Origin of the sequence: Caulobacter segnis ATCC 21756 (genome assembly GCF_000092285.1) — a bacterium.
Lineage (GTDB): Bacteria > Pseudomonadota > Alphaproteobacteria > Caulobacterales > Caulobacteraceae > Caulobacter > Caulobacter segnis.
The window spans coordinates 4,604,785-4,627,343 of sequence record NC_014100.1 but is presented as its reverse complement, the minus strand read 5'-3'; the positions used below and the strand labels follow the sequence as shown (position 1 = coordinate 4,627,343).

The window sequence follows — 22,559 nt, the reverse complement described above, 5'->3', positions numbered from 1 at the left end:
CAAAGCGGCTTTAGGCGGCCTTGGCCTGGCGGTCGCGTTCGCGGCTGATCACCTCGCGGGCCAGCTTCAGATAGGCTTGGCTGCCGGCGCACTTCAGGTCGTACAGCAGCACCGGCTTGCCGAACGACGGGGCTTCCGAGACGCGCACATTCCGCGGGATCACCGCGTCATAGACCTTGTCGCCGAAGTGGGCGCGGACATCGTGGGCGACCTGCTCCGACAGGCTGTTGCGGCGGTCGTACATGGTCAGCACCACGCCCTGGATCTCCAGGTGCGGGTTCAGGCTGCCACGCACGCGCTCGATCGTCCGCATCAGCTGGGTCAAGCCTTCCAGGGCGAAGAACTCGCACTGCAGGGGCACGAACACCGCGTCGGCGGCGGTCATGGCGTTGACGGTCAGCACGTTCAGCGACGGCGGGCAATCGATCAGGACATAGGTATAGGGACCATTGGCGCGGATGGCCTCCAGCGCGTCGCGCAGCCGGTATGACCGGCGCGCGGTCTGACCGAGCTCGATCTCGATACCCGACAGATCGGCGTCGGCCGGTATGACGTCCAGGCCTGGGAGCTCCGTCCTCACGGCGGCGTCCACCACCGGCGACTCGCCCATCAGCACGTCATAGAGCGTGGTCCGGCGCTGGGTGCGGCCAATGCCCAGACCCGTCGAGCAGTTGCCCTGGGGGTCGGCGTCGATCAGCAGCACCTTCTCGCCGCAGGCCGCCAGGGCCGTGCCCAGATTGATCGCGGTCGTGGTCTTGCCCACGCCGCCTTTCTGGTTGGCGATCGCCAGGACGCGGAGAGCATTAGCGGACACGGGTCAGCCCCTTCACTTGAACGATCCGACCGCGAGGGTCGCTTTGGCTAGGTCGCAACTCGGCGTCGAACTTCCAAGCCTTGGCGGCCTCGGAAAGCTCGGTCGCGACATCCTGCCCCTTCAGGAACAGGCCGGTCGCGCCGCTGCGCAGATACGGTTCGGCGAAGCCCAGCAGCTTGGTCATCGGGGCGCAGGCGCGCGCCGTCACGATCTCGACCTTCAGCTTCAGGTCCTCGGCGCGGGCGTTGTGGATCTGGACCGGCAGGTCGAGGTCCTTGGCGACCACCTCGAGGAAGCGGCAGCGCTTGGCCATCGACTCGACCAGATGAACCTTCGCCCCGGCCCTACCCTTCAGAAGTATGGCCAGCACGACCCCGGGCAGACCGGCGCCGGCGCCGAGATCCGCCCAGGTGTTCGCTTCCGGCGCCAGGTCGAGCAACTGCGAGCTATCGAGCGCGTGGCGGGTCCAGTAGGTGGCGATGGTCAGCGGGCCCACGAGGTTCATGACCTCATTCCACTCGGCCAGCAGCTCTTGGAACCGGGCCAGATCGGCGATCTGGACGTCGCTGGCGCCGGTCAGGGCCTGATAGCCCGCCGCGTCGAGGACCGGGGGTTCGGCGACTTCTATTCTCTCTTGAAGGGCTTCAGGCTGCACGGGTGCGCCGCACGTGGGCCAGCAGCGCGGTCAGCGCTCCTGGCGTCACGCCCTCGATACGGGCAGCCTGGCCCAGGGTCAGCGGCCGAACGCGGGCCAGCTTCTCGCGGACCTCGTTCGACAGACTGCCGATGTCGGCATAGTCGAGATCGGCCGGCAGGCGCAGGTCCTCGTCCTTGCGGAGCGACTCCGCGTCGGCGCGTTGGCGATCCAGATAGCCGGCATAGGCCGCCTCGATCTCGATCTGCTCGCGGACGTCGGTGTTCCACGTGAAAACCTCGGGCCAGACGCGGCCGAGGTCGTCGAGCGTCACGTCCGGATAGGCCAGCATGGCGAAGACGTCGCGGCGGACGCCGTCGCTATTGACTTTGAAGCCGGCCTTCACCGCCTCGTTCGGGGTCAGGCTGACCGAGCGGGCGAAGGCGCGAGCAGCCTCCAGACGCGCCTTCTTCTCGGCCCAAGCCGTGGCGCGACGCTCTCCGACCACGCCCAGGGCGACGCCGCGATCGGTCAAGCGCTGGTCGGCGTTGTCGGCGCGCAAGGTAAGCCGGAACTCGGCCCGGCTGGTGAACATCCGATAGGGCTCGGTGACGCCACGGGTGACAAGGTCGTCGATCATCACGCCGATATAGGCCTCGTCGCGGGCGAACACGACGGGCTCCCGGCCCTGCTCGGCCAGGGCCGCGTTCAGGCCGGCGACCAGGCCCTGGGCGCCGGCCTCTTCGTAACCCGTGGTACCATTGATCTGGCCCGCGAGGTACAGGCCCGGCAGGCGCTTGGTCTCCAGCGTGGCGTAGAGCTCGCGCGGATCCACGTAGTCGTATTCGATCGCATAGCCGTAGCGCAGGACCTCGACAGTCTCGAGGCCGGGGATGGTGCGCAGGAACAGCAGCTGGGTCTCTTCGGAGACCGACGTGGAAATGCCGTTCGGATAGACCGTCGGGTCGTCCAGGCCCTCGGGCTCCAGGAAGATCTGGTGGCTGGTCTTGTCGGCGAAGCGGACGACCTTGTCCTCGATCGACGGGCAATAGCGGGGGCCGACACCCGTGGCGCGGCCGCTATAGACCAGGGACTCACCGATCCGCTCGGCGATGATCCGGTGGGTCTCTTCCGTCGTGAAGGTCACGCCACAGGCGATCTGCGGCACGTCGATCTTATCGTTCAGATACGAGAACGGGACCGGCTCGTCGTCCGCCGCCTGGCTGTCCAGGCGGTCCCAGGCGATCGTGCGGCCGTCCAGGCGCGCCGGCGTGCCCGTCTTCAGACGGCCCATCTGGAAGCCGAGACCATAGAGGCGATCCGACAGGCCGATCGCCGGCTGGTCGCCGACGCGGCCGGCGGGGATGCGTTCCTCGCCGCGGTGGATGACGCCCTTCAGGAAAGTGCCGGTGGTCAGGATCACGCGAGGAGCGCGGTAAGTGCGCCCTTCCCCGTCCATGGCCCCCGCAACCTTGCCGTCCTCGACGATCAGGTCCTCGGCGGCGGCGGCGATGATGTCGAGGTTTCCCGTGGAAAACAGCTCGGCCTGCATCGCCTCGCGATAGAGCTTGCGGTCGATCTGCGAGCGCGGGCCGCGCACGGCGGGACCCTTCGACCGGTTCAGCATCCGGAACTGGATGCCGGCCTTGTCCGCCATACGGCCCATGACGCCATCCAGGGCGTCGATCTCGCGGACCAGATGACCCTTGCCCAGGCCGCCAATGGCCGGGTTACACGACATCTCGCCGATGGTTTCCAGCTTGTGGGTCAGAAGCAGTGTGCGCGCGCCCGTGCGCGCGGAAGCGGCCGCCGCTTCACAGCCGGCGTGGCCGCCGCCGATGACAATGACATCCCAGGACTTGGACAAGACGCTCGCCTCAATGCGAACGCCCCCGGGACAAGCGGGGGCGCTGGACTCGACATATACGCCAATCAGCCGAGAGGGTCGATCCGAGTCGACGGCGTTTCACGTGAAACACCCCCGCCACAGCTGTGAGCGCGCTGTGGACAATATGGGGAGGGTTTCACGTGAAACATCATTTGCCGATGCAGAAGGTCGAAAAGACGCGGCCCAGGACATCCTCAGGATCGACCCGACCGGTGATCTTCTCGAGAGCCCGCGCCGCGAGGCGAACATCCTCGGCGGCCAGCTCGACCTCCAGGCCGATGTCGGAAAGAGCCCGCGCCAAGTAGTCTCGCGCCTCCGAGAGGCGCTCCGCGTGGCGTAGGCGGGTGGCCGCCGGGAACTCCGCGCCGGACAAAGCTTCGATCACGTGGGCGGCGAGGTCGGTCCGCAGCTCCGCGACGGCTCCCTCTTGCCGCGCCGCCAGTTGGCGAACAACGAGGCCCTCGCTGACCCACCGCGCCGAAGCCTCCTCTAGAGCATCCGCCGCCGCGATGTCGGCCTTGTTCAGGATAAGCCAGTCGCCAGGGCGGACCGTGCTTTCAAGGGCCTCGACCTGTTTCACGTGAAAACCATCGACGACCCAGAGGCGTAGATCCGCCTCCTCCGCCCACCGCCGCGCCCGCCGCACACCTTCGGCTTCGATCGCGTCCTCGGTTTCGCGGAGGCCAGCCGTGTCGGCGATCAAGACGCGATAGCCCCCCAGCACCAGTGGAACCTCGATCACGTCACGCGTGGTTCCCGGTGTGTCGGTGACGATCGCCGCATCGCGCTCGACCAGGCCGTTGAGCAGCGTGCTCTTGCCGGCGTTCGGCGCGCCGACCAAGGCGATGCGATAGCCGTCGCGAACCCGGCGACCACGTGAAACGTCCGCGAGCGCCGCGTCCAGCTCTTCAGCCAAAACCCGCAGGCCTGGCCGCGCGCGCTCCGCCACTTCTTCCGGGAGGTCCTCGTCGGGGAAATCCACCGCCGCTTCCAGCATGGCCAGCGACTGCACCAAAAGGTCCCGCCAGCGGTCATAGCGCTGGCTTAGCGCCCCGCCGACTTGCCCCAGAGCTTGCCGCCGCTGCGCCTCGGTCTCGGCGTCAATCAGGTCGGCGACGCCTTCAGCCTGGGCTAGGTCCAGCTTGCCGTTCTCGAACGCGCGACGCGTGAACTCGCCTGGCTCGGCCAGGCGCAGACCCAGACCGGAAAGCGCCGACAGCAACGCCTCGACGACGGCCCGGCCTCCATGCACGTGAAACTCGGCGCTGTCTTCCCCGGTATAGCTGGCCGGACCTTCGAACCGTAGAACCAGGGCTTCGTCCAGCTCTACCCCGTCATGCCGCAGCTTGCGCAACGCGGCCATACGCGGCGCGGGCGCCCTGCCCGCCAACGCCTCGACCGTCCGCAAGGTCGCCGGCCCCGAAATACGCACCACGGCCACCGCCGCCCGCCCGGCCGCCGTGGCCAGGGCGAAGATCGTATCGGCCATGATCAGTCCGGCTTGCCGACCGCGGCGTTGGCGGCGGCGGTCATCAACTTGCGGAAGCTCTCCTGCGCGCCCGTGCCGAACGCCATCCAGTTCTTCAGCAATTCCTCAGGCGCCAGCATGGCCATATTGGCGTCCATGCGCGCCTGCATCTCCTTCACGAGATGCTCGTTCAAACCACTGACATCTGGCAGGCCTAGAAAGGCGCGCGCTTCGACCGGCGTGCAGTCGATCTCGATCGTCATCTTCATCGGAAAGTTCCCTTCGGTCAGGGCACAATATTGTTATGGGCCTCGCCCGTCGGCGCAGGTTAGAGCGCTTTGGTCGAAAGTCACATTGGGTCCTGTGCGGACCCGGAACGACGGAGAGCCCCGATGAGCGAGACCCTCACCATCACCACGCCGGATGGCGACTTCAGCGCCTATGTCGCGCGCCCGAAGGCGGCCTCGGCGCCGGCCATTGTCGTCATCCAGGAAATCTTCGGCGTCAACAAGGTCATGCGCGATATCTGCGACGGCCTGGCGGCCCAAGGCTATGTCGCCATCTGCCCGGACCTGTTCTGGCGGATCGAGCCCGGCATCGACATCACCGACCAGTCCGAGGCCGAGTGGAAGAAGGCGTTCGAACTGTTCAACGCCTTCGACGTGGACGCCGGCGTCAATGACATCGCCGCGACGATCACCGCCGCCCGCAAGCTGGACGGCGTCAACGGCAAGGTCGGCGCCGTGGGCTACTGCCTGGGCGGCCTCTTGGCCTTTCTGACCGCCACCCGCACCGACGTCGACGCCTCGGTGTCGTACTACGGCGTCGGCCTGGAGAAGCATGTCGGCGAGGCCGAAAAGCTGGCCCACCCGCTGCTGATGCACATCGCAGAGAAGGATCAGTTCGTGCCGCCCGAGGCTCAGCAAGTGATCCTGCAGGCGCTGAAGGATCACCCGCAGATCGAGCTGCACACCTACGCCGGCCGCGACCACGCCTTCGCGCGGGAAGGCGGCGCGCACTATGACGCCGCCGACGCGGCCAAGGCCAACGGCCGCAGCCTGACCTTCTTCCAGAAGGCGCTGGCCTGATGCTGGCCATCCAGATCTCCCGCACGGGCGGTCCGGAAGTCCTGGAGGCGGTTCAGGTCGAGGCCCCCTCGCCCGCCGCCGGCCAGATCCTGGTGCGCCACGCGGCCGTCGGCTTGAACTACATCGACACCTATCACCGTTCGGGTCTCTATCCGCTGAAGCTGCCCAGCGGCCTGGGCCTTGAGGCGGCGGGAACGGTCGAGGCTGTCGGCGACGGTGTCACCCGCTTCCAGGTCGGAGACCGCGTCGCCTACAACGGGACCATGGGCGCCTATGCCGAGGCGGCGGTCGTGCCTGCCGACCGCGCGGTCAGAATCCCCGATAGCGTCAGCCTGGAGATCGCGGCCGCCGTCCTGCTCAAGGGCATGACCGCCGAGTTCCTGGTCCGCCGATGTTTCCACGTGAAACAGGGCGACACCGTTCTGATCCACGCGGCGGCCGGCGGCGTCGGTCAGATCCTCGTCCAGTGGTGCAAAGCGCTGGGCGCGAGCGTGATCGCCACGGTCGGGTCCGAAGCCAAGGCGACGATCGCGCGCGATCTCGGCGCGGACCACGTGATCGACTACGGCCACGAGGACATCGTCGCCAAGGTCGGCGAGCTGACGGGCGGCCAGGGCGTGGCCGTGGTCTACGATGGCGTCGGCAAAGACACCTGGGCGGCCAGCTTGAAGAGCCTGGCGCGTCGCGGCGTGATGGTCACCTTCGGCAACGCGTCCGGCCCCGTGCCGCCGTTCGCGCCACTGGAGCTCGGCGGCAAGTCGCTGTTCGTGACCCGCCCTCGCCTATTCGACTACATCACCACCACCGAGGAACTGGACGAGAGCGCCGAAGCGCTGTTCGCGGTCCTCGGGTCGGGCGCGGTGAAGATCGATATCGGCCAGACCTTTCCGCTCGCCGAGGCGCGGGCCGCGCACGAGGCGCTGGAGGGACGACGTACGATCGGGGCGACGCTGCTCTTACCGTAAGAGCCAAGATGCTCCCCCGCGATGCGGGGGAGCTGTCACGGAGTGACTGAGGGGGCTAGCACGGCCGGATTTCCAGCTCGCCCCCTCCGGCCCTCTCGGCCACCTCCCCCGCAGCGCGGGGGAGGATCTCAAACAAGCAAAAAGGCCCCGGATCGCTCCGGGGCCTTTCTCGTTCTCGACTGAGTCTGGCTGGACTCAGGTGTTCATCGACTGGAAGAAGTCGCCGTTCGTCTTCGACTGGCGCAGCTTGTCGAGCAGGAACTCGATCGCGTCCGAGGCGCCCATCGGGTTGAGGATGCGGCGCAGGACGTAGGTCTTCTGCAGCTGGTCGCGCGGCGTGATGAGCTCTTCCTTGCGGGTGCCGGACTTGAGCACGTCGATGGCCGGGAAGATGCGCTTGTCGGCCACCTTGCGGTCCAGGACGATTTCCGAGTTACCGGTGCCCTTGAACTCTTCGAAGATGACTTCGTCCATCCGGCTGCCGGTGTCGATCAAGGCCGTGGCGATGATCGACAGCGAGCCGCCCTCTTCCACGTTCCGCGCGGCGCCGAAGAAGCGCTTCGGGCGTTGCAGAGCGTTGGCGTCGACACCGCCGGTCAGCACCTTGCCCGACGACGGCACCGTGGTGTTGTAGGCCCGGCCCAGACGCGTGACCGAGTCCAGCAGGATGACGACGTCGCGCTTGTGCTCGACCAGGCGCTTGGCCTTCTCGATGACCATCTCGGCCACCTGGACGTGGCGGGTCGCCGGCTCGTCGAAGGTCGAGGCGATGACCTCGCCCTTCACCGTGCGCTGCATGTCGGTGACTTCTTCCGGGCGCTCGTCGATCAGCAGGACGATCAGGTAGCACTCGGGGTGGTTGGTCTCGATCGACTTGGCGATGTTCTGCAGCATCACCGTCTTACCCACGCGCGGCGGGGCGACGATCAAGCAGCGCTGGCCCTTGCCGAGCGGCGCGACGATGTCGATCACGCGGCCCGAGCGGTCCTTCACGGTCGGATCGGGCAGTTCCATGTTCAGGCGCTCTTCGGGATAGAGCGGCGTCAGGTTGTCGAAGTGCACCTTGTGGCGCACGTTCTCGGGGCTCTCGAAATTGATCTTGGTGACGCTGGTCAGGGCGAAGTAGCGCTCGCCTTCCCGCGGCGACCGGATCGCGCCCTCGACGCTGTCGCCGGTGCGCAGGCCGTACTTCCGGATCTGCGATGGCGAGACGTAGATGTCGTCCGGACCCGGAAGGTAGTTGGCTTCCGGCGAGCGCAGGAAGCCGAAGCCGTCCTGCAGCACTTCCATGGTGCCCGAGCCCGAGATCTCCACGCCTTCTTCGGCGAGGGTCTTCAGGATCGCGAACATCATGTCCTGCTTGCGCATGGAGTTGGCGTTCTCGACCTCGAAGGTCTCGGCGAACGCCAGCAGGTCGGCCGGGGACTTCTCCTTCAGCTCCTGCAGGGACATGGACTTCAGGCCCAGGGCCGCGACGGCCTCGGCGACGCCAGAGCCCTCGTCGTCGCCTTCGCCTTCCGCTTCGGTTTCGACCGAGGCTTCGGTGGCGACGTCGGCGACATCCGCGACGGTCGCTTCAATGGTCGCCTCTTCGGCGCCCGGGATTTCGTTTTCGGTTTCTTCGGTCATGACAAGACTCAGGGGTGGGCGCGGTCCCCACGACGGAGTCCGGCCGGTAGAACTTCAGGGGTCACGCCCGGTAGGACCGGGACATGCGCGTCGATTGACGATGACGCGGATCGTTCGGGGGACAGACCTTGGAGCGGATCGCTCGCGGGGCGCGCCAGGACGGGCGCCGGTCCGTGGGAAGAAGAGGTCCGGCGAGGCCGAACCGATCGGTGATGCAAATCACGCGGCGGGCGGCGGGTCAAGCGCCGCGACGGCTCAGTGATTGAGGAACTTGGTCGTCACCGAGACGACGATCACGATCGCCAGCACGAACGGGATCTCGTTGACCATCCGCCAGAACTTCTCGGAGCGAGGATATTCGCCCTTCTCGAACTTCTTGCGCGAGGCGGACAGAAAGCCATGGAAGCCGTAGAGCCCGACCAGGGCGACCAGCTTGGTCGCCATCCAGGGCTCGAGGAGGAAGCTCCAGCCGCGGATCTGGGCGTCCGCCAGGATCAGGCCCAGACCAAAGAGCGCCGTGGCGATCGAGGCCGGATTGATGATGCCGCGCAGCAGACGCCGCTCCATGACCGTGAAGGTCTCGTGCATCTCCGAGCCGGGCGCGGCCTTGCTGTGATAGACGAACAGGCGCGGCAGGTAGAGCATCCCCGCCATGAAGGCGATGGCCGACAGGATGTGAAGCCCGCGCACCAGGTTGAAGTGCGCCACCAGGAAATCCGTCACGCGGCGGCTCCTTCTCGACGGGGGCATTGAGACCATTCGGCCCCACAACGCCAGCCGCAGGCCGGGGCCACCGAGCCGGCGCGTTCGCCCAGGGCGTTACGGACCGCGGCGGCGAGGCCGTCGATGAACTCGGGCGCGCCGCCCAGGGCCGGAACCCGGATATAGGGCGCGGCGCCGACGTCCTTCGCCAGCTCGGCGTATTCGTGGTCGAGCTCGACCAGGGTCTCGACGTGTTCGGAGACGAAGGCGATCGGGGTGATCATCACGCCCTTGCCCTCGGCCCCCGCGCGGCGGATCTCCTCGTCGGTCGAGGGGCCGATCCACTTCAGCGGCCCGACCCGGCTCTGGTAGCAGACGGTCCAGTCGATCCCGGCCGGCAGCTTGGCGGCGACGGCGGCGGCCGTGGCCTCGATCTGCTTCTGGTAGGGGTCGCCAGCCAGGATCACCTTCTCGGGCAAGCCGTGAGCCGAGAACAGCAGACGGATGTTGGTCGGCGAACCGGCCTTCTCCCAGGTCTCGCGAATCATCCGGGCGTGGGCGTCGATCAGGCCGCCATCCGTCGGATAGCAGCAGACCGTCGTTTCGGAACCCGGGCCCTTGTAGGTCTTGCGCCAGGCCTTCAACGACGAGCCGGTCGTGGTGGTCGAGAACTGCGGATAGAGCGGCAGCAGCACGACTTCGTCCGGCGCGAAGGCGGCGACCTGGCGCGCGGTCTCGCCGGTCAGCGGATGCCAGTAGCGCATGGCGATGAAGCACTTGGCCTCGACGCCCGGCAGCGCGGTCGCCAGCGCGGTCTCCAGCACCTCGGCCTGCTTCTGGGTTTCTGGCAGCAGCGGCGAGCCGCCGCCCATGATCGCGTAGTTGGCCTTGGCCATCTTTTCGCGCGTCGTCGAGATCAGGGCCGCCAGCGGATAGCGGATGAGCGCCGGGGCGCCGATGATCGCCGGATCGCGAAACAGGTTGAACAGGAACGGCCGCACCGCGCGCGGACCGTCGGGTCCGCCGAGATTGAACAGGACGACGGCGAGCTTCTTGCTCACTTGACCACCTTCTGGCCGGTCACCCGCTCCAGCACCGCCTCGACGTGCGCGATCGGCGTGTCCGGCAGGATCCCGTGGCCCAGGTTGAAGATATAGGGACCCTGGTTCCACTGTTCGAGCAGCTCGTCCACCCGCCTCAGCAGCGCATCGCCGCCGGCGCGCAGCAGCAGCGGATCCAGCGCGCCCTGGATGGTCTTCGATTTCTGGATGGCCTGGCCCAGCTTGGCGCTGGCCTGGGTGTCAAGCGCCACGCCTTGCACCGGAACCTGCGCGGCGTAGCCCTCGACCAAGGCGCCGGCCCCGCGCGGGAAGCCGATGATCGGCACGGTCACGCCGCGCGCCCGCAGACCCTCGACGATCTTCTTGTGGGGCTGGGTGACAAGACGATCGAACAGCGGCTCGGACAGGCCCTCGGCCCAGCTCTCGAACAGCTTCACGGCTTGAGCGCCGGCGTCGACCTGCATGGCCAGGTAGTCGATCGTCGAGTCGACCAGCACCTGGATCAGGGCGTCGGTCGTCTCGGGGTTCTGGTAGGCGAAGGTCCGCGCGCCGCTGCGATCGCTGGAGCCCTTCTCGATCATGTAGGTCGCCACGGTCCAGGGCGCGCCGGCGAAGCCGATCAGGGCCTTGGACGGATCGAGCGCCGAGCGAACCCGCGTCAACGTCTCCCCGACGAGCGATAGGGCCTTGCCCGCCTCGCCGGCCTTTTCGGCCATGGACTCGACCGACGGCATGTCGCCGAGCTTGGGTCCCTCACCGGCCTCGAACCAGACCTTCTGGCCCAGGGCGCCCGGGATCAGCAGGATGTCGGCGAAGACGATCGCCGCGTCGAACGGGAAGCGCCGCATGGGCTGCAGCGTGACCTCGGCGGCCTTCTCCGGATCGAAGCAGAAGCTGATGAAGTCCGGGGCCGTGGCGCGAACAGCGCGATACTCCGGCAGATACCGCCCAGCCTGACGCATGAACCAGATCGGCGGATGGGCGTGCGTCTCGCCGGAAAGCGCGGCGAGAAACTTCAGGGTCTGGGAAGGCGACGTCATGGCTCGGGTTAAAGCCCGGCGCGGGCTTCGGCTCAAGCCCGGAGTCCCCTTAAGCCCTTTCTAACATATCTTAATAAGAAATTAGGATTTGGAAGAGGGAGCAGGAGGGCAACTGCAAAGTGGGGAAAACCCCGGCCTCGAGGCTGACTCCCACACCCGATCCGCCTTTGCCCACAAGGCCCCGCACATGTGGTTAACGTTCTGTTAATCCTGTGGAAGGCCTTGCAGGCCGTTGAACCCCTTAATGAAAACTTAATTAACGGCGGTGCGCGAAAGACCCCACGCGGGACTCGTCCCCGGGTATGGAAAACGAGGATTCAGACTTCGGGGGATGCGGGTCGAGCCTGGGGATGGTACGCGAGCAATGCGACCGTTGATCACAGCGGCGCCGTGTCACGACGCCTCGCGGGCCTATCGGCGCCCAGGCGTCCCCAGAGGCAGGCCAAGTGGTTAAACAACCGTTAACGGATGATCCACAGGAGAGTCAGGGCTCGGGGGGCGAGAGCGAACGCTTACCGCCCCGCTTTGCGACCTACTTCCACATCCATCTGGTGTCCGACTCGACGGGCGAGACGTTGAACGCCATGGCGCGCGCGGTCTGCGCCCGGTTCACCGACATCCTGCCGATCGAACACATCTACGCCCTGGTCCGTTCCACCCGGCAGCTGGACCGGGCCCTGGAGGAGATCGGCGGGGCTCCGGGCGTGGTCATGCACACCATCGTCGATCCGGGGCTGCGCGCCGCGCTCGAGGAAGGATGTCGCAAGCTGGAGATGCCCTGCATCGCCGCGCTGGATCCCGTGGTCAGCGCCATGTCGCGCTATCTGGGCGCGCGGATCTCGACCCGGGTCGGCGCGCAGCACGCCCTGACCAACGACTATTTCGACCGGATCGAGGCGCTGGACTACGCCATCGCCCACGACGACGGCCAGGGCGGTCAGGACCTGACCCAGGCGGACGTGATCCTGGTGGGCGTGTCGCGCACCTCCAAGACCCCGACGTGCATCTACCTGGCCCACCGGGGGGTGCGCGCGGCCAATGTGCCGCTGGTGCCGGGCCGTCCGCCGCCCGCCGAGCTGTTCGAACTGAAGAACACCCTGATCGTCGGCCTGATCACCTCGCCCGACCGGCTGATCCAGATCCGTCGCAACCGACTGCTGTCCCTGAAGGAGAGCCGCGAAAGCGACTATGTCGACAGTGACGCCGTGCGCCAGGAGATCATCGCCGCCCGCCGCCTGTTCGAGCGCCAGGGCTGGCCGGTGATCGACATCACCCGGCGCTCCGTCGAGGAAACCGCGGCGGCGGTCATCAACCTTCTGTCCGGCGGCCGCGGCAAGGTCGAGGTCCTGGGAGCCTGACGTCCGTGACGCTTACCCCCGTAACCCTGGCGTCCAAAAGCTCGGCCCGCCAGATGATCCTGAAAAACGCCGGCGTCGCCTTCGAGGCGGTCGGCTCGGGCGTCGACGAGGACGCCGCCAAGGCGGCCTTGCTGGCCGAGGATGTCACCCCGCGCGACGTCGCCGACGCCCTGGCCGAGATGAAGGCGGTCAAGGTCTCGACCAAGCGGTCCGGCTTGGTGATCGGCGCTGACCAGACGCTCGACCTGCGCGGCAAGCTGATCGACAAGGTCGACACCCTGGACGAAGCCCGCGCGCGCCTGCTGGAGCTGCGCGGCCAGGTCCACAAGCTGCACTCGGCCGTGGTCGTCGCCCGCGACGGCCAGCCGATCTGGCGGATCGTCGAGACCGCCAAGCTTTCGGTGCGGCCGTTCAGCGAGGCCTGGCTCGACCAGTATATAGAGCGTCGCGGCGAGGCCCTGTTGTGGTCGGTCGGCTGCTACGAACTGGAGAGCGAGGGCGTGCAGCTGTTCGACGAGGTCGACGGGGACTACTTCGCCATACTGGGTCTGCCCCTGGTCGGACTTTTGGATTTCCTGCGCCTTCACGGAGCCCTCGTCGCATGACTTCGACGATTTCGGGGACGATTTCGGGCGCGGCCATCGTCGGCGGCGTCTGCGGCCAGCCGATCAAGCACTCGATGAGCCCGGTGATCCACAACGCCTGGATCGCGGCGGCGGGCCTCGACGCGGTCTATGTGCCCTTCGCCCCGGCGGCCGATCGGTTCGAGACCTTCGTCGACGGCCTGCGCGGCGGCGCGGTGCGCGGCGTCAACGTCACCATTCCTTTCAAGGAGCGGGCGTTGGCGATGGCCGACACCGCCAGCGACCTGGCCAGGATGGCCGGGGCGGCCAACCTGCTGTTGTTCGCGGCCGACGGCTCCGTCCATGCCGACAATACCGACGGGCCGGGCCTGCTGGGCGCGGTTGAAACCCAGGCGCCGGGCTTCGACGCCAAATCCGCCCCGGTCGTGATCCTCGGCGCCGGCGGCGCGGCGCGGGGGGCGGTCGCCGCCCTCCTCCTGGCCGGCGCGCCGGAGATCCGTATCGTCAACCGCACCCTGGCCCGCGCCCAGGAATTGGTCGACGCGTTCGGCGCCAAGGTCGTCGCGGTCGAAGAAGCCGCCCTCCCCGGCCTGCTGGCTGACGCAGGGCTTGTGATCAACGCCACCTCGCTAGGCTTGGGCGGCGGCGAGGGCCCGGCGGCCGACCTGTCCCTGACGCCGAAGACCGCCGTGGTCATGGACATGGTCTACAAGCCGCTGCGCACCGAGTTCCTGCGCCGCGCCGAGGCGGCGGGTCTTCGCACGGTCGACGGCCTGGAGATGCTGCTGCGCCAGGCCATACCGACCTTCGAGGCGATCTATGGTGTCGCGCCCTCCGCCGACGTCGATGTCCGGGGACTTGCCCTGACGCTGCTGGGCGAGGCCTAAGTCATGCTGATCCTGGGTCTCACCGGATCGATCGGCATGGGCAAGTCCACGACCGCCGCCATGTTCGAGGCCGAGGGCGTGCCCGTCTACGACTCCGACGCCGCCGTCCACGCGCTCTATGCCGTCGGCGGCGCGGCCGTCGCGCCGGTCGAGGCCGCCTTCCCCGGCGTGGTGGTCGACGGCGCGATCGACCGCGCCAAGCTGAGCGCAAAGGTGGTCGGCGATCCCGAGGCGCTGGCCAAGCTGGAGGCGATCGTCCACCCCCTGGTCGGCGCCCACCGGATCGGCTTCTTCCAGAAAGCCCAGGCCGAGAACCACGAGATCGTCGTCCTCGATATCCCTTTGCTGTTCGAAACCGGCGGCCAGAAAAGCGTCGACAAGGTCGTCGTGGTGTCCGCCCCGCCCGAGGTCCAGCGCGCCCGCGTGCTGGCTCGCCCGGAGATGACGCCCGAGAAGTTCGAGGCGATCCTGGCGCGCCAAACCCCGGACGCCGAGAAGCGCGCCCTGGCCGATTTCGTCATCGACACCGGCCAGGGCGTCGAGCATGCCCGGAAGCAGGTCCGCGACCTTCTGACTCTGTTGAGAACTTCCCGTCACGCTTGATGCGGAAGTCGAACGGTCGCAAAGAAGGGCCATGGCCCGCGAGATCATCCTCGACACCGAAACGACCGGCTTCGATCCCAAGACGGGCGATCGCCTGGTTGAAATCGGCTGTATCGAGGTGGTCGACTTCATGCCGACCGGCCGCTCGTTCCACGAATATTGCGACCCGCTGCGGGACATGCCGGCCGAGGCCGAGAAGGTCCACGGCCTCTCGAGCGCCTTCCTGACCGGCAAGCCCAAGTTCCACGAGATCGCCGACCGCTTCGTCGAGTTCGTCGGCGACAGCGTCGTCGTGGCCCACAACGCCGCCTTCGACCGTCAGTTCGTCAATTTCGAGCTTGAGAAGTGCGGCCGCGCCCCGATCCGCGAGGATCGCTGGGTCGACACCCTGGCCATGGCCAAGAAGCGCTTTCCGGGCATGTACAACTCGCTCGACGCGCTGTGCAAACGCTTCAAGATCAGCCTGGAAAGCCGCGACAAGCACGGCGCCCTGATCGACGCCCACCTGTTGGCCGAGGTCTATCTCGAGCTGCAGGGCGGCAAGGAGCGCGCTCTCGAGCTGACCCACGTGGTCGAGACCCTTGCTGTTTCCGCCGCGATCCAAGGCTCGTACGGGTCACGCCCCCGGCCGCTCGCCCCCCGCTCCACCGACGCCGAGCGCGAAGTCCACGCCGCCTGGGTTCGCAAGAACCTCAAGGACCAGGCCCTCTGGATCAAGTTCGGGGTGGTCGCGGCCGAGGGTTGAACGCGCCGCGTTAGGAAACGCCGCGTTCCTTCGGTCTTCCTCGCGACACTTCGGATCCGTGGAGTTGATGGGACTTCGCCCCGCAACCAAAAGATTATCCATGAAAAGCCGCGTCTCACGGACGCTCTTTGAGGAACTGATGCAAAACTTCGTTCCTGGATAGGTCATATTGTCGCGGCTCACGATGGATTAATCACGAATTCACCGGCCGAGCCGATCAACTGCGCCCAACAAATCTAGTTTTCTCGGAAAACAGGGCGATCTCTCGTGCGCAAAATATTCTCCGTAACTTTGCTGGCCGCTTCCATGCTGGCCAGCGTCGCCGCCGCCCAGGAGGCGCCGCAAACTGACGCCGCTTCGCTCGAGGAGCTGAAGGCGCAGATCAAAGTCATGCAGGAGCGGCTCCAATCGTTGGAGACCAAGAGCGCGGCCAAGCCCGCCGCTGCTCCGGCCCCCGCCACCCAGATCAAGTGGGAAGGCTCGCCGCGCTTCACGGACGCCAGTGGCGCCACCTTCAAGCTGCGCGGTCGCGTGTTGATCGACGGCGTCAACGTCAATGTCGATCGCGACACCGGCGCGTCCTACAAGTCTCGCCAATATCGCGCCCGCCAGGTGTTCCTCGGCGCCGAGGGCCAGTTCGGCGCCTTCGCCTATCGGATCGAAGGCGGCGCGGCCAACGGCGGCGCCTGGGGCTGGGATGACGCGGTCATCGAATACAAGACCAAGAGCGGCGTGCTGCTCACCGTCGGCAACCAGAAGGTCGGCGGTCTCGAGAACCTCACCTCGATCAAGACGATCACCTTTATGGAGCGTGGTCCGTTCGGTGATCTGACCGACAACGGCTTCGTGCTCGCGGCGCAGGCCACCAAGGTCGGCAAGAACTGGTCGCTGCGCGGCGCGCTGCAAGGCGACTCGATCAACAAGGCCGACGTCTCGTCGGGCGGCTATGTCGCCAACAACGCCAAGGAGCGCTCGGGCTTCATGGTCCGCGGCACCTATGCGCCGATCATGACGGCGGACGACGCGGTTCACCTGGGTGTCTCGGCTCGCTACCGCGACACCGGCGGCGAAACCGGCTTCACCTATTCGGCGGCGGCGAACACGGCTTACAAGCCGCAGACCTCGGCGGGCGGCGTGCTGCTGTCGACCGGCGCCGTCGGCAAGAGCGACACCACCATCGCCGCCGAAGCGGCCTGGAAGCACAAGACGGTCTCGGTGCAGGGCGAACTCGCCCAGATCAAGGTCAACCGCGTCGCCACGACCCAAAGCGCGGCCAACGGCGGCAAGGACTTCAACATCGTCACCGGCTACGCCTTGGCCAGCTGGTTCCCGACCGGCGAAACCCGCCCCTACAGCGCGGCCGGTCAATTCGGCAAGGTCAAGATCCTGCATCCGGTCGACAAGGGCGGCATGGGCGCCTTCGAACTGGCGGGTCGCTACGACTACGCCGACCTGACCAAGATGAGCCCCAACGCCGTGACCGCCTTGGCCAGCCAGCCGGGCCTGGCGACCGCGGGCACCTACAAGGGCCTGACCGCCGGCGTGAACTGGTATCCGCAAAGCAACGTCCGCTTCATGGCGAACGTGACCAAGGCGAAGGTCAACAATCGTCGCATCGGCACGATCGAGAACGACGCTGACGTGACGGTCTTCCAGGCCCGCATGCAGATCGAGTTCTAAGCCGAATTCGAATTGTCAACTTAGGCGGTCTGGAGATCCGATGTCTTTCCTGAAGAACATGTCGATCCGTAACAAGATCATGCTGTCGTTCGGCCTTCTGCTGGGCGCCGCCGTGGCGATGATCCTCAGTGTCTTCCTGCAGCTCTCGGGCATGCAAAAGGCCATCCGGCTGAACGACGAGAGCAAGTCGATCGTCGATCAGACCCAGACCGCCGAAAAGGGTATCCTTCGCGTCAATTCCCAGATGCGCGGCGTCCTGCTGACCGGCAGCGCCAAGTACATGGGCTCCTATACCGAAGGCTGGAAACAGTTCGACGAGTCCGTTGCGAAGCTGGAGGCCTCAGACCTCACCGCCGAGCAAAAGGCCGCTCTGGCCAAGGCGAAGGCCGACGCCAAGGTCTGGCTCGACCAATACGGTCAGCCCCTGACCCAGGCCGGGCTCGATCCGGCCGCTCGGGACGTGGGCCGTGAAACCCTGATCAGCGCCGGTGAGAAGGCTCGTGTCACCCACATCACCAAGGGCGTGACCGCGATCCGCAAGACCGAACAGGCGCGGATGGCCATGCGCGAAGCCGCCCAGCACAAGGCGATCTTCTCGTCGGTCGCCATGCTGATCGGTGGCGGCGTCGGCCTTCTGGTCATCGCCGTGGGCATGGGTTGGCAACTGACCAGCCTGGTCGCCGCGCCGGTCGGGCGCATGACCCAGTCGATGCTGCGGCTGGCCGATGGCGATTTCGATGTCGAAACGCCGGACCGCGACCGCGCCGACGAGGTGGGTTCGCTGTCTCGCGCCTTCGAGACCTTCAAGGAAAACAGCCTCCGGGCCATCCGTCTCGAGCAGGAAACCGGCGCGATGCGCGAAGCCGGCGAAGCCGAGCGCGCCCGGACCGAGGCTCAGCGGGCGCGGGAAGCGGCCGAGGATCGCGCCGCGATCGAGGCTCTGGGCAAGGGGCTGCACGCCTTGTCGACCGGCGACCTGACGCACCGTATCACCGAGCAGCTCTCTCCCAAGACCGAGCAGCTCAAGAGCGACTTCAACGCGTCGATCGCGAAGCTGGAAGGGGTCATGTCGGGCGTTCGCCATGCCGTCATGACCATCAGCGGCGGGGCCCGTGAGATTTCGGCGGCTTCGGACGACCTGTCGCGTCGCACCGAACAGCAGGCCGCCAGCCTGGAAGAGACCGCCGCGGCGCTGGAGGAGATCACCGCCACGGTCAACAAGACCGCCGAAGGCGCGGGCCACGCCCGCTCGGCCGTCAGCGGCGCCAAGGTCGACGCCGAGAGCGGCGGCCAGATCGCCGAGCGCGCGGTGGCCGCCATGAGCGAGATCGAAAGCTCGTCCAGCCAGATCAGCCAGATCATCGGCGTCATCGACGAAATCGCCTTCCAGACCAACCTGCTGGCCCTGAACGCCGGCGTCGAAGCCGCCCGGGCGGGCGAGGCGGGTCGCGGCTTCGCCGTCGTCGCCCAGGAAGTGCGGGCTCTGGCCCAACGCTCGGCCGACGCCGCCAAGGAGATCAAGTCGCTGATCACCCTGTCGACCAACCAGGTCACGGTGGGCGTCGATCTGGTCGGCCAGACCGGCAAGGCGCTGGAAAGCATCGTCGCCAAGGTCATCGACGTCAGCGGGATCGTCACCGAGATCGCCGCCTCGGCGCGCGAACAGGCCACCGGCCTGGGCGAGGTCAATGTCGCCGTCAATCAGATGGACCAGGTGACCCAGCAGAACGCGGCGATGGTCGAGGAAGCCACCGCCGCCAGCCACAGCCTCGCCAGCGAGGCCGACGACCTGGCCCGCTTGATGAGCCAGTTCAAGGTCAGCGAAGCGGCGGCGCGGGCGCTGGCGGCCTAAAGCCCCGTCGCGTCCACGAGCTCGCCCAGGCGCTTGACCGTTTCGGCCTGCGTCGGGTTGTAGACGATCATGCCGAGATCCGGCCGGCCATCGACGGCGAAGGCGGAATATTCGAAGGCGACCTCGCCCAGCAGGGGGTGGCGCAGCCGCTTTACACCTTGATGGTGATCGCCGACGTCGTTGGCGGCCCACATGGCGGCGAAATCGGGACTGCGGCGGCGCAGTTCGTCGACCAAGGCGGCGGCCGCCGCCTCGGCCCCCGCGCCGGCGCGCGCCACGTCCACCCGGAACGCGGCCACCACGAACCGGGCCACCGCTTCCCAATCGAAGTTGGCGGCGCGCGATCGCGGATCGCAGAAGATGCGGCGCAGGATGTTGCGATCCTCGAGCGCCGCCGCGCCGTAGTCGCCGAAGACGATGGCGGCGGCGCGATTCCAGGCCACGACGTCCCAGGTCAGGGTCTTGATCATGGCCGGGCTGGGGTCCAGCACGTCCAGGACGCGCTGAAGCCGGGGCGAGACATCCAGGTTCCCGCGATATCGAGGCTCGGGCGGACGCCCGAGACCCAGCAGGAACAGGTGCTCGCGCTCCACATCGGTCAGCATCAGCGCGCGGGCGATGCGGTCGAGAACATCGGCGGAAGGCGCGCCGCCGCGGCCCTGCTCCAGCCAGGTGTACCAGGTGGCGCTGATGTGCGCGCGCTGCGCGACCTCCTCGCGACGCAGGCCGGGCGTCCGTCGGCGCGAGCCCGAAAAGCCCAACGCCATGGCGTCCAGCCGCGCTCGGCGGTCGCGCAGATAAGCCCCCAGACGGGTCTCGCTCGGAACTGACACGCTCATCCTGTTAGGCGTTATACCTGTATAAAGTCCCTACTTTAACATGATAAGCCTACCAGACAGGATCGCCGGGTAAATCTCGGAGATCAGTCTCATGCGTGTTTTCGTCACCGGCGCCACGGGTTTCGTCGGCGCGGCCGTCGTCCAGGAATTGCTCGCTCAGGGGCATGCCGTCGTGGGGCTCGCGCGCTCCGACGGCGGCGCCGCGGCGCTGGAGGCGCTGGGCGCGGAGGTCGTGCGGGGCGTTCTCGAGGACGCCGATGTCCTCACCGAGGCGGCCGCCTCGGCCGATGGCGTGATCCACACCGCCTTCGACCACGACTTCTCGCGCTTCGCGGAGAGCTGCCAGTTGGATCGGCGCGCGATCGAGGCTCTTGGCGAAGGCCTGGCCGGATCGGATAGGCCGCTGCTGGTCACCTCCGGCACGGCGCGGCTGGCGTCCGGGCGCCTGGCGACGGAGAATGACCTGCCGGCCGAGGGCGTCGGCGGCTATCCGCGCGTCTCGGAATCAGCGGCGGCGAGCCTGCTCGCCAAGGGTGTCCGCGCCTCGACCGTGCGGCTGGCCCCCTCGACCCATGGCGCCGGCGATCATGGCTTTGTGCCGATGTTGATCGATATCGCCCGCCGCACCGGCGTCTCGGCCTATATCGGCGACGGCGAGAACCGCTGGTCGGGCGTGCATCGCCTGGACGCGGCCAAGGTCTATCGCCTCGCGCTCGAACGCGGCGTCGGCGGTGAGCGCTACCACGCGGTGGCCGAGGAGGGCGTGCCGTTCCGCGAGATCGCCGCCGCCATCGGACAGGGCCTGAACCTGCCCGTCGAGAGCCGTCCGGCCGAGCACTTCGGGTGGTTCGCCATGTTCGCGGGCATGGACGCGGCGACCTCCAGCGCCTGGACGCGCGAGACCCTGGGCTGGGCCCCGACCGGTCCGGGCCTGATCGAGGATATCGCGGAGGCGGGCTACTTCTAGACCTTCAGGTCCGCCGTCACCGGGGCGTGGTCGCTGGGCCGCTCCCATTCGCGGACGTCGTCGTGGACGCGCGAGGCGACCTGCCCGTCCACGATCGCCGCGTCACGCAGGCCCGGGCTGGCCAGGATGTGGTCCAGCCGCAGGCCGCGGTTGGACTTGCGGAAGTCGGCGGCGCGGTAGCTCCACCACGAGAACAGCTTGTCCGGCTCCGGCGTCGCCAGGCGCGGCAGGTCCAGCAGGTCCATGGACTTGATCAGGGCGTCGAAGGCCTCGAGCTCGGGCGGCGTGTGGCTGACGACCTTCAGCATCTGCCGGTGGCTCCAGACGTCGTTCTCGCCGGGCGCGATGTTGAGGTCGCCCGTCACGATCAGCGGGTCCTTGGGGTCGCGCTTCTTCAGCGCGGCCGTCAGGGTCTCGTAGAAGTCGAGCTTGTGGTCGAACTTGGGGTTGGCCGCCCGGTCGGGCAGGTCGCCGCCGGCCGGGATGTAGAAGTTCTGGATCTCGACCCCTGCGACCTTCACCGCCACGCAGCGGGCGTGGCCTTCTCGGCAGTTCATCAGGGTCGGGACGTCCTCGATCGGCAGGCGCGAGGCGATGGCCACGCCGTGCCAGCCTTTCTGGCCCGCGATCTTCAGGTGCGGCAGGCCCATGGCCTCGAAGGCCTCGCGCGGGAACTCGCCGTCCTGGCACTTGATTTCCTGCATGCACAGGACATCCGGCGCGTGCTCGTCGACGAAACGGGCGGCCTGTTCGGCGCGAAGGCGGACGGAATTGACGTTCCAGGTGGCGATACGGAGGCGCATGGGCTGGCTTTAGGGCGTTTGGCCGGCCCTGAAAAGAAAAACACCCGGGGCGCATCGGGCGCGCTCAGCCGACCGGGGGAGTCCAAAGAAAAACGCCCCGGGCGCATCGGCGCCCGGGGACGAAAGTCTAGTCTCTCATGCCGCCGCCGGGAGGGGATAGAATCCGGCACGGTTCGCGAGGAGCGGGTCGGTCGCTCTTCGCCATGCGTGTTAAATATGCCACGTCCTAATTTTTAGTCAAGTGAAAGGCGTGTTGATTCTTGCATGTTGTGAGAATGTCACAAAACCACTAGGGCCGGCCTACCTTGGGACGAGGATCGGTCAGGACGAACAGCTTGGGGTCGAGCCCCGAGGCGGGACCAAAGTCGGTCAGGCGCACGCGGATCTGCCCGCCCTTGATGTCGGTGACCGTCCAGCCCATCAGGGCGACAGGACCGTCCGAGAAATCCAGCGCGATCTTGCCCAGCGCCTGGCGCTTGGCGTCCTGGGCCACGATCGAGAACCCGTCGGCCAGGCGGCGCACGTCGGTGATCACGACGCCGCGGTCCAGCCGCACCTCGCGCGCCAGCAGCAGATTCAGCGGCGTCTTGCTGAGCGGATAGCTCTCGTAGGTCTTCAGCCGGCTGTCCCAGATGTTGACGTTGTTACCGTTCGACACGACCAGCAGGCCGGCCGGCGCGTCATAGGCGAACCGGGCCTTGCCGGGGCGCTGCAGATAGAAGGTCCCTTGCGTCCGCGTGCCGCGGGCGTCGGTCTGGACGAACCGACCCTTGGCCGAGCCCAGGCTCTGGACATAGGCCGTGGCCTTGTTGACCAGGGCCTTCTGCTCGGCGGTCAGGGCGGCCGGGACCGGCGCGGTGTTCTGAGCCAGGGCCGGAGAGGCTGCTCCAGCCGAGGCGACGGCGGCGGCCAGGCCGGCCGCGATGAGGAAACGGCGAGTGGTCATGCGAAC

General features: G+C 67.3%; 22 protein-coding genes. 10 read left to right on the top strand and 12 right to left on the bottom strand.

Going from position 1 to position 22,559, the window contains the following annotated elements:
- Positions 1 to 10 precede the first annotated feature (10 nt).
- The 5 genes from CSEG_RS21220 to CSEG_RS21200 form a co-directional block, all read right to left on the bottom strand.
- Entirely contained in the window at positions 11 to 814 is an 804-nt protein-coding gene (locus CSEG_RS21220; RefSeq protein ID WP_013081283.1) for a ParA family protein, read from the bottom strand.
- Entirely contained in the window at positions 804 to 1,442 is a 639-nt protein-coding gene (rsmG, locus tag CSEG_RS21215; RefSeq protein WP_041538784.1) for a 16S rRNA (guanine(527)-N(7))-methyltransferase RsmG, read from the bottom strand. Before rsmG ends, CSEG_RS21220 begins: the two co-directional genes overlap by 11 nt.
- 16 nt (positions 1,443 to 1,458) lie before the next feature.
- Complete coding sequence (mnmG, locus tag CSEG_RS21210) at positions 1,459 to 3,315, bottom strand: tRNA uridine-5-carboxymethylaminomethyl(34) synthesis enzyme MnmG (RefSeq protein ID WP_013081281.1); 1,857 nt, start codon at positions 3,313 to 3,315, stop codon at positions 1,459 to 1,461.
- Positions 3,316 to 3,484: 169 nt separating this feature from the next.
- A complete protein-coding gene (gene mnmE / locus CSEG_RS21205) occupies positions 3,485 to 4,825 on the bottom strand; it encodes a tRNA uridine-5-carboxymethylaminomethyl(34) synthesis GTPase MnmE (RefSeq protein WP_013081280.1) in 1,341 nt (446 codons plus the stop codon).
- Between the two features lie 2 nt (positions 4,826 to 4,827).
- Entirely contained in the window at positions 4,828 to 5,073 is a 246-nt protein-coding gene (locus CSEG_RS21200; RefSeq protein WP_013081279.1) for a DUF6489 family protein, read from the bottom strand.
- Between the two features lie 123 nt (positions 5,074 to 5,196).
- Here CSEG_RS21200 and CSEG_RS21195 point away from each other — a divergent pair, with 123 nt between their 5' ends.
- On the top strand, positions 5,197 to 5,892 hold the full coding sequence (locus CSEG_RS21195; protein ID WP_013081278.1) for a dienelactone hydrolase family protein: 696 nt from the start codon (positions 5,197 to 5,199) through the stop codon (positions 5,890 to 5,892).
- The gene (locus tag CSEG_RS21190; RefSeq protein ID WP_013081277.1) at positions 5,892 to 6,857 is read left to right on the top strand and encodes a quinone oxidoreductase family protein; all 966 of its coding nucleotides are present in this window, start codon (positions 5,892 to 5,894) and stop codon (positions 6,855 to 6,857) included. The genes CSEG_RS21195 and CSEG_RS21190 overlap by 1 nt, the downstream gene beginning before the upstream one ends.
- A 195-nt stretch (positions 6,858 to 7,052) precedes the next feature.
- On the opposite strand, the gene rho is transcribed toward CSEG_RS21190, so the two are convergent.
- From rho to hemE, 4 genes are all read right to left on the bottom strand, one after another.
- Entirely contained in the window at positions 7,053 to 8,486 is a 1,434-nt protein-coding gene (gene rho, locus CSEG_RS21185; RefSeq protein WP_013081276.1) for a transcription termination factor Rho, read from the bottom strand.
- Between the two features lie 255 nt (positions 8,487 to 8,741).
- Positions 8,742 to 9,257 carry a CopD family protein gene (locus tag CSEG_RS21180; RefSeq protein ID WP_167535146.1) on the bottom strand — a complete coding sequence of 172 codons (516 nt, stop codon included), beginning with the start codon at positions 9,255 to 9,257 and terminating at the stop codon, positions 8,742 to 8,744.
- A complete protein-coding gene (gene hemH, locus CSEG_RS21175) occupies positions 9,206 to 10,249 on the bottom strand; it encodes a ferrochelatase (protein ID WP_013081274.1) in 1,044 nt (347 codons plus the stop codon). The genes CSEG_RS21180 and hemH overlap by 52 nt, the downstream gene beginning before the upstream one ends.
- On the bottom strand, positions 10,246 to 11,289 hold the full coding sequence (gene hemE / locus CSEG_RS21170; RefSeq protein WP_013081273.1) for a uroporphyrinogen decarboxylase: 1,044 nt from the start codon (positions 11,287 to 11,289) through the stop codon (positions 10,246 to 10,248). Before hemE ends, hemH begins: the two co-directional genes overlap by 4 nt.
- A 446-nt stretch (positions 11,290 to 11,735) precedes the next feature.
- On the opposite strand from hemE, the gene CSEG_RS21165 reads away from it, so the two are divergent.
- From CSEG_RS21165 to CSEG_RS21135, 7 genes are all read left to right on the top strand, one after another.
- Positions 11,736 to 12,647 carry a pyruvate, water dikinase regulatory protein gene (locus CSEG_RS21165; RefSeq protein ID WP_013081272.1) on the top strand — a complete coding sequence of 304 codons (912 nt, stop codon included), beginning with the start codon at positions 11,736 to 11,738 and terminating at the stop codon, positions 12,645 to 12,647.
- Positions 12,648 to 12,652: 5 nt separating this feature from the next.
- Positions 12,653 to 13,252 (top strand): Maf family protein, encoded by a 600-nt coding sequence (locus CSEG_RS21160; RefSeq protein ID WP_013081271.1) that lies wholly within the window; start codon positions 12,653 to 12,655, stop codon positions 13,250 to 13,252.
- Positions 13,249 to 14,118 carry a shikimate dehydrogenase gene (gene aroE / locus CSEG_RS21155; protein ID WP_013081270.1) on the top strand — a complete coding sequence of 290 codons (870 nt, stop codon included), beginning with the start codon at positions 13,249 to 13,251 and terminating at the stop codon, positions 14,116 to 14,118. Before CSEG_RS21160 ends, aroE begins: the two co-directional genes overlap by 4 nt.
- Positions 14,119 to 14,121: 3 nt before the next feature.
- Complete coding sequence (gene coaE / locus CSEG_RS21150) at positions 14,122 to 14,721, top strand: dephospho-CoA kinase (protein ID WP_013081269.1); 600 nt, start codon at positions 14,122 to 14,124, stop codon at positions 14,719 to 14,721.
- 31 nt (positions 14,722 to 14,752) lie between these two features.
- Positions 14,753 to 15,466, top strand: coding sequence for a DNA polymerase III subunit epsilon (gene dnaQ, locus CSEG_RS21145; protein ID WP_013081268.1), 714 nt, complete (start codon positions 14,753 to 14,755; stop codon positions 15,464 to 15,466).
- A 306-nt stretch (positions 15,467 to 15,772) separates the two neighbouring features.
- Positions 15,773 to 17,146: an OprO/OprP family phosphate-selective porin gene (locus CSEG_RS21140; protein ID WP_013081267.1), complete on the top strand. Its 1,374-nt coding sequence runs from the start codon at positions 15,773 to 15,775 to the stop codon at positions 17,144 to 17,146.
- Positions 17,147 to 17,186: 40 nt separating this feature from the next.
- A complete protein-coding gene (locus tag CSEG_RS21135) occupies positions 17,187 to 18,998 on the top strand; it encodes a methyl-accepting chemotaxis protein (RefSeq protein WP_013081266.1) in 1,812 nt (603 codons plus the stop codon).
- On the opposite strand, the gene CSEG_RS21130 is transcribed toward CSEG_RS21135, so the two are convergent.
- Positions 18,995 to 19,837 carry a helix-turn-helix transcriptional regulator gene (locus CSEG_RS21130; protein ID WP_041538399.1) on the bottom strand — a complete coding sequence of 281 codons (843 nt, stop codon included), beginning with the start codon at positions 19,835 to 19,837 and terminating at the stop codon, positions 18,995 to 18,997. The genes CSEG_RS21135 and CSEG_RS21130 overlap by 4 nt on opposite strands.
- 91 nt (positions 19,838 to 19,928) lie before the next feature.
- On the opposite strand from CSEG_RS21130, the gene CSEG_RS21125 reads away from it, so the two are divergent.
- The gene (locus CSEG_RS21125; RefSeq protein WP_013081264.1) at positions 19,929 to 20,804 is read left to right on the top strand and encodes an SDR family oxidoreductase; all 876 of its coding nucleotides are present in this window, start codon (positions 19,929 to 19,931) and stop codon (positions 20,802 to 20,804) included.
- Here CSEG_RS21125 and xth read toward each other — a convergent pair.
- Together xth and CSEG_RS21115 are read right to left on the bottom strand one after the other, a co-directional pair.
- The gene (gene xth, locus CSEG_RS21120; protein WP_013081263.1) at positions 20,801 to 21,607 is read right to left on the bottom strand and encodes an exodeoxyribonuclease III; all 807 of its coding nucleotides are present in this window, start codon (positions 21,605 to 21,607) and stop codon (positions 20,801 to 20,803) included. The genes CSEG_RS21125 and xth overlap by 4 nt on opposite strands.
- Positions 21,608 to 21,896: 289 nt before the next feature.
- On the bottom strand, positions 21,897 to 22,553 hold the full coding sequence (locus CSEG_RS21115; protein WP_013081262.1) for an outer-membrane lipoprotein carrier protein LolA: 657 nt from the start codon (positions 22,551 to 22,553) through the stop codon (positions 21,897 to 21,899).
- Positions 22,554 to 22,559: the final 6 nt, after the last annotated feature.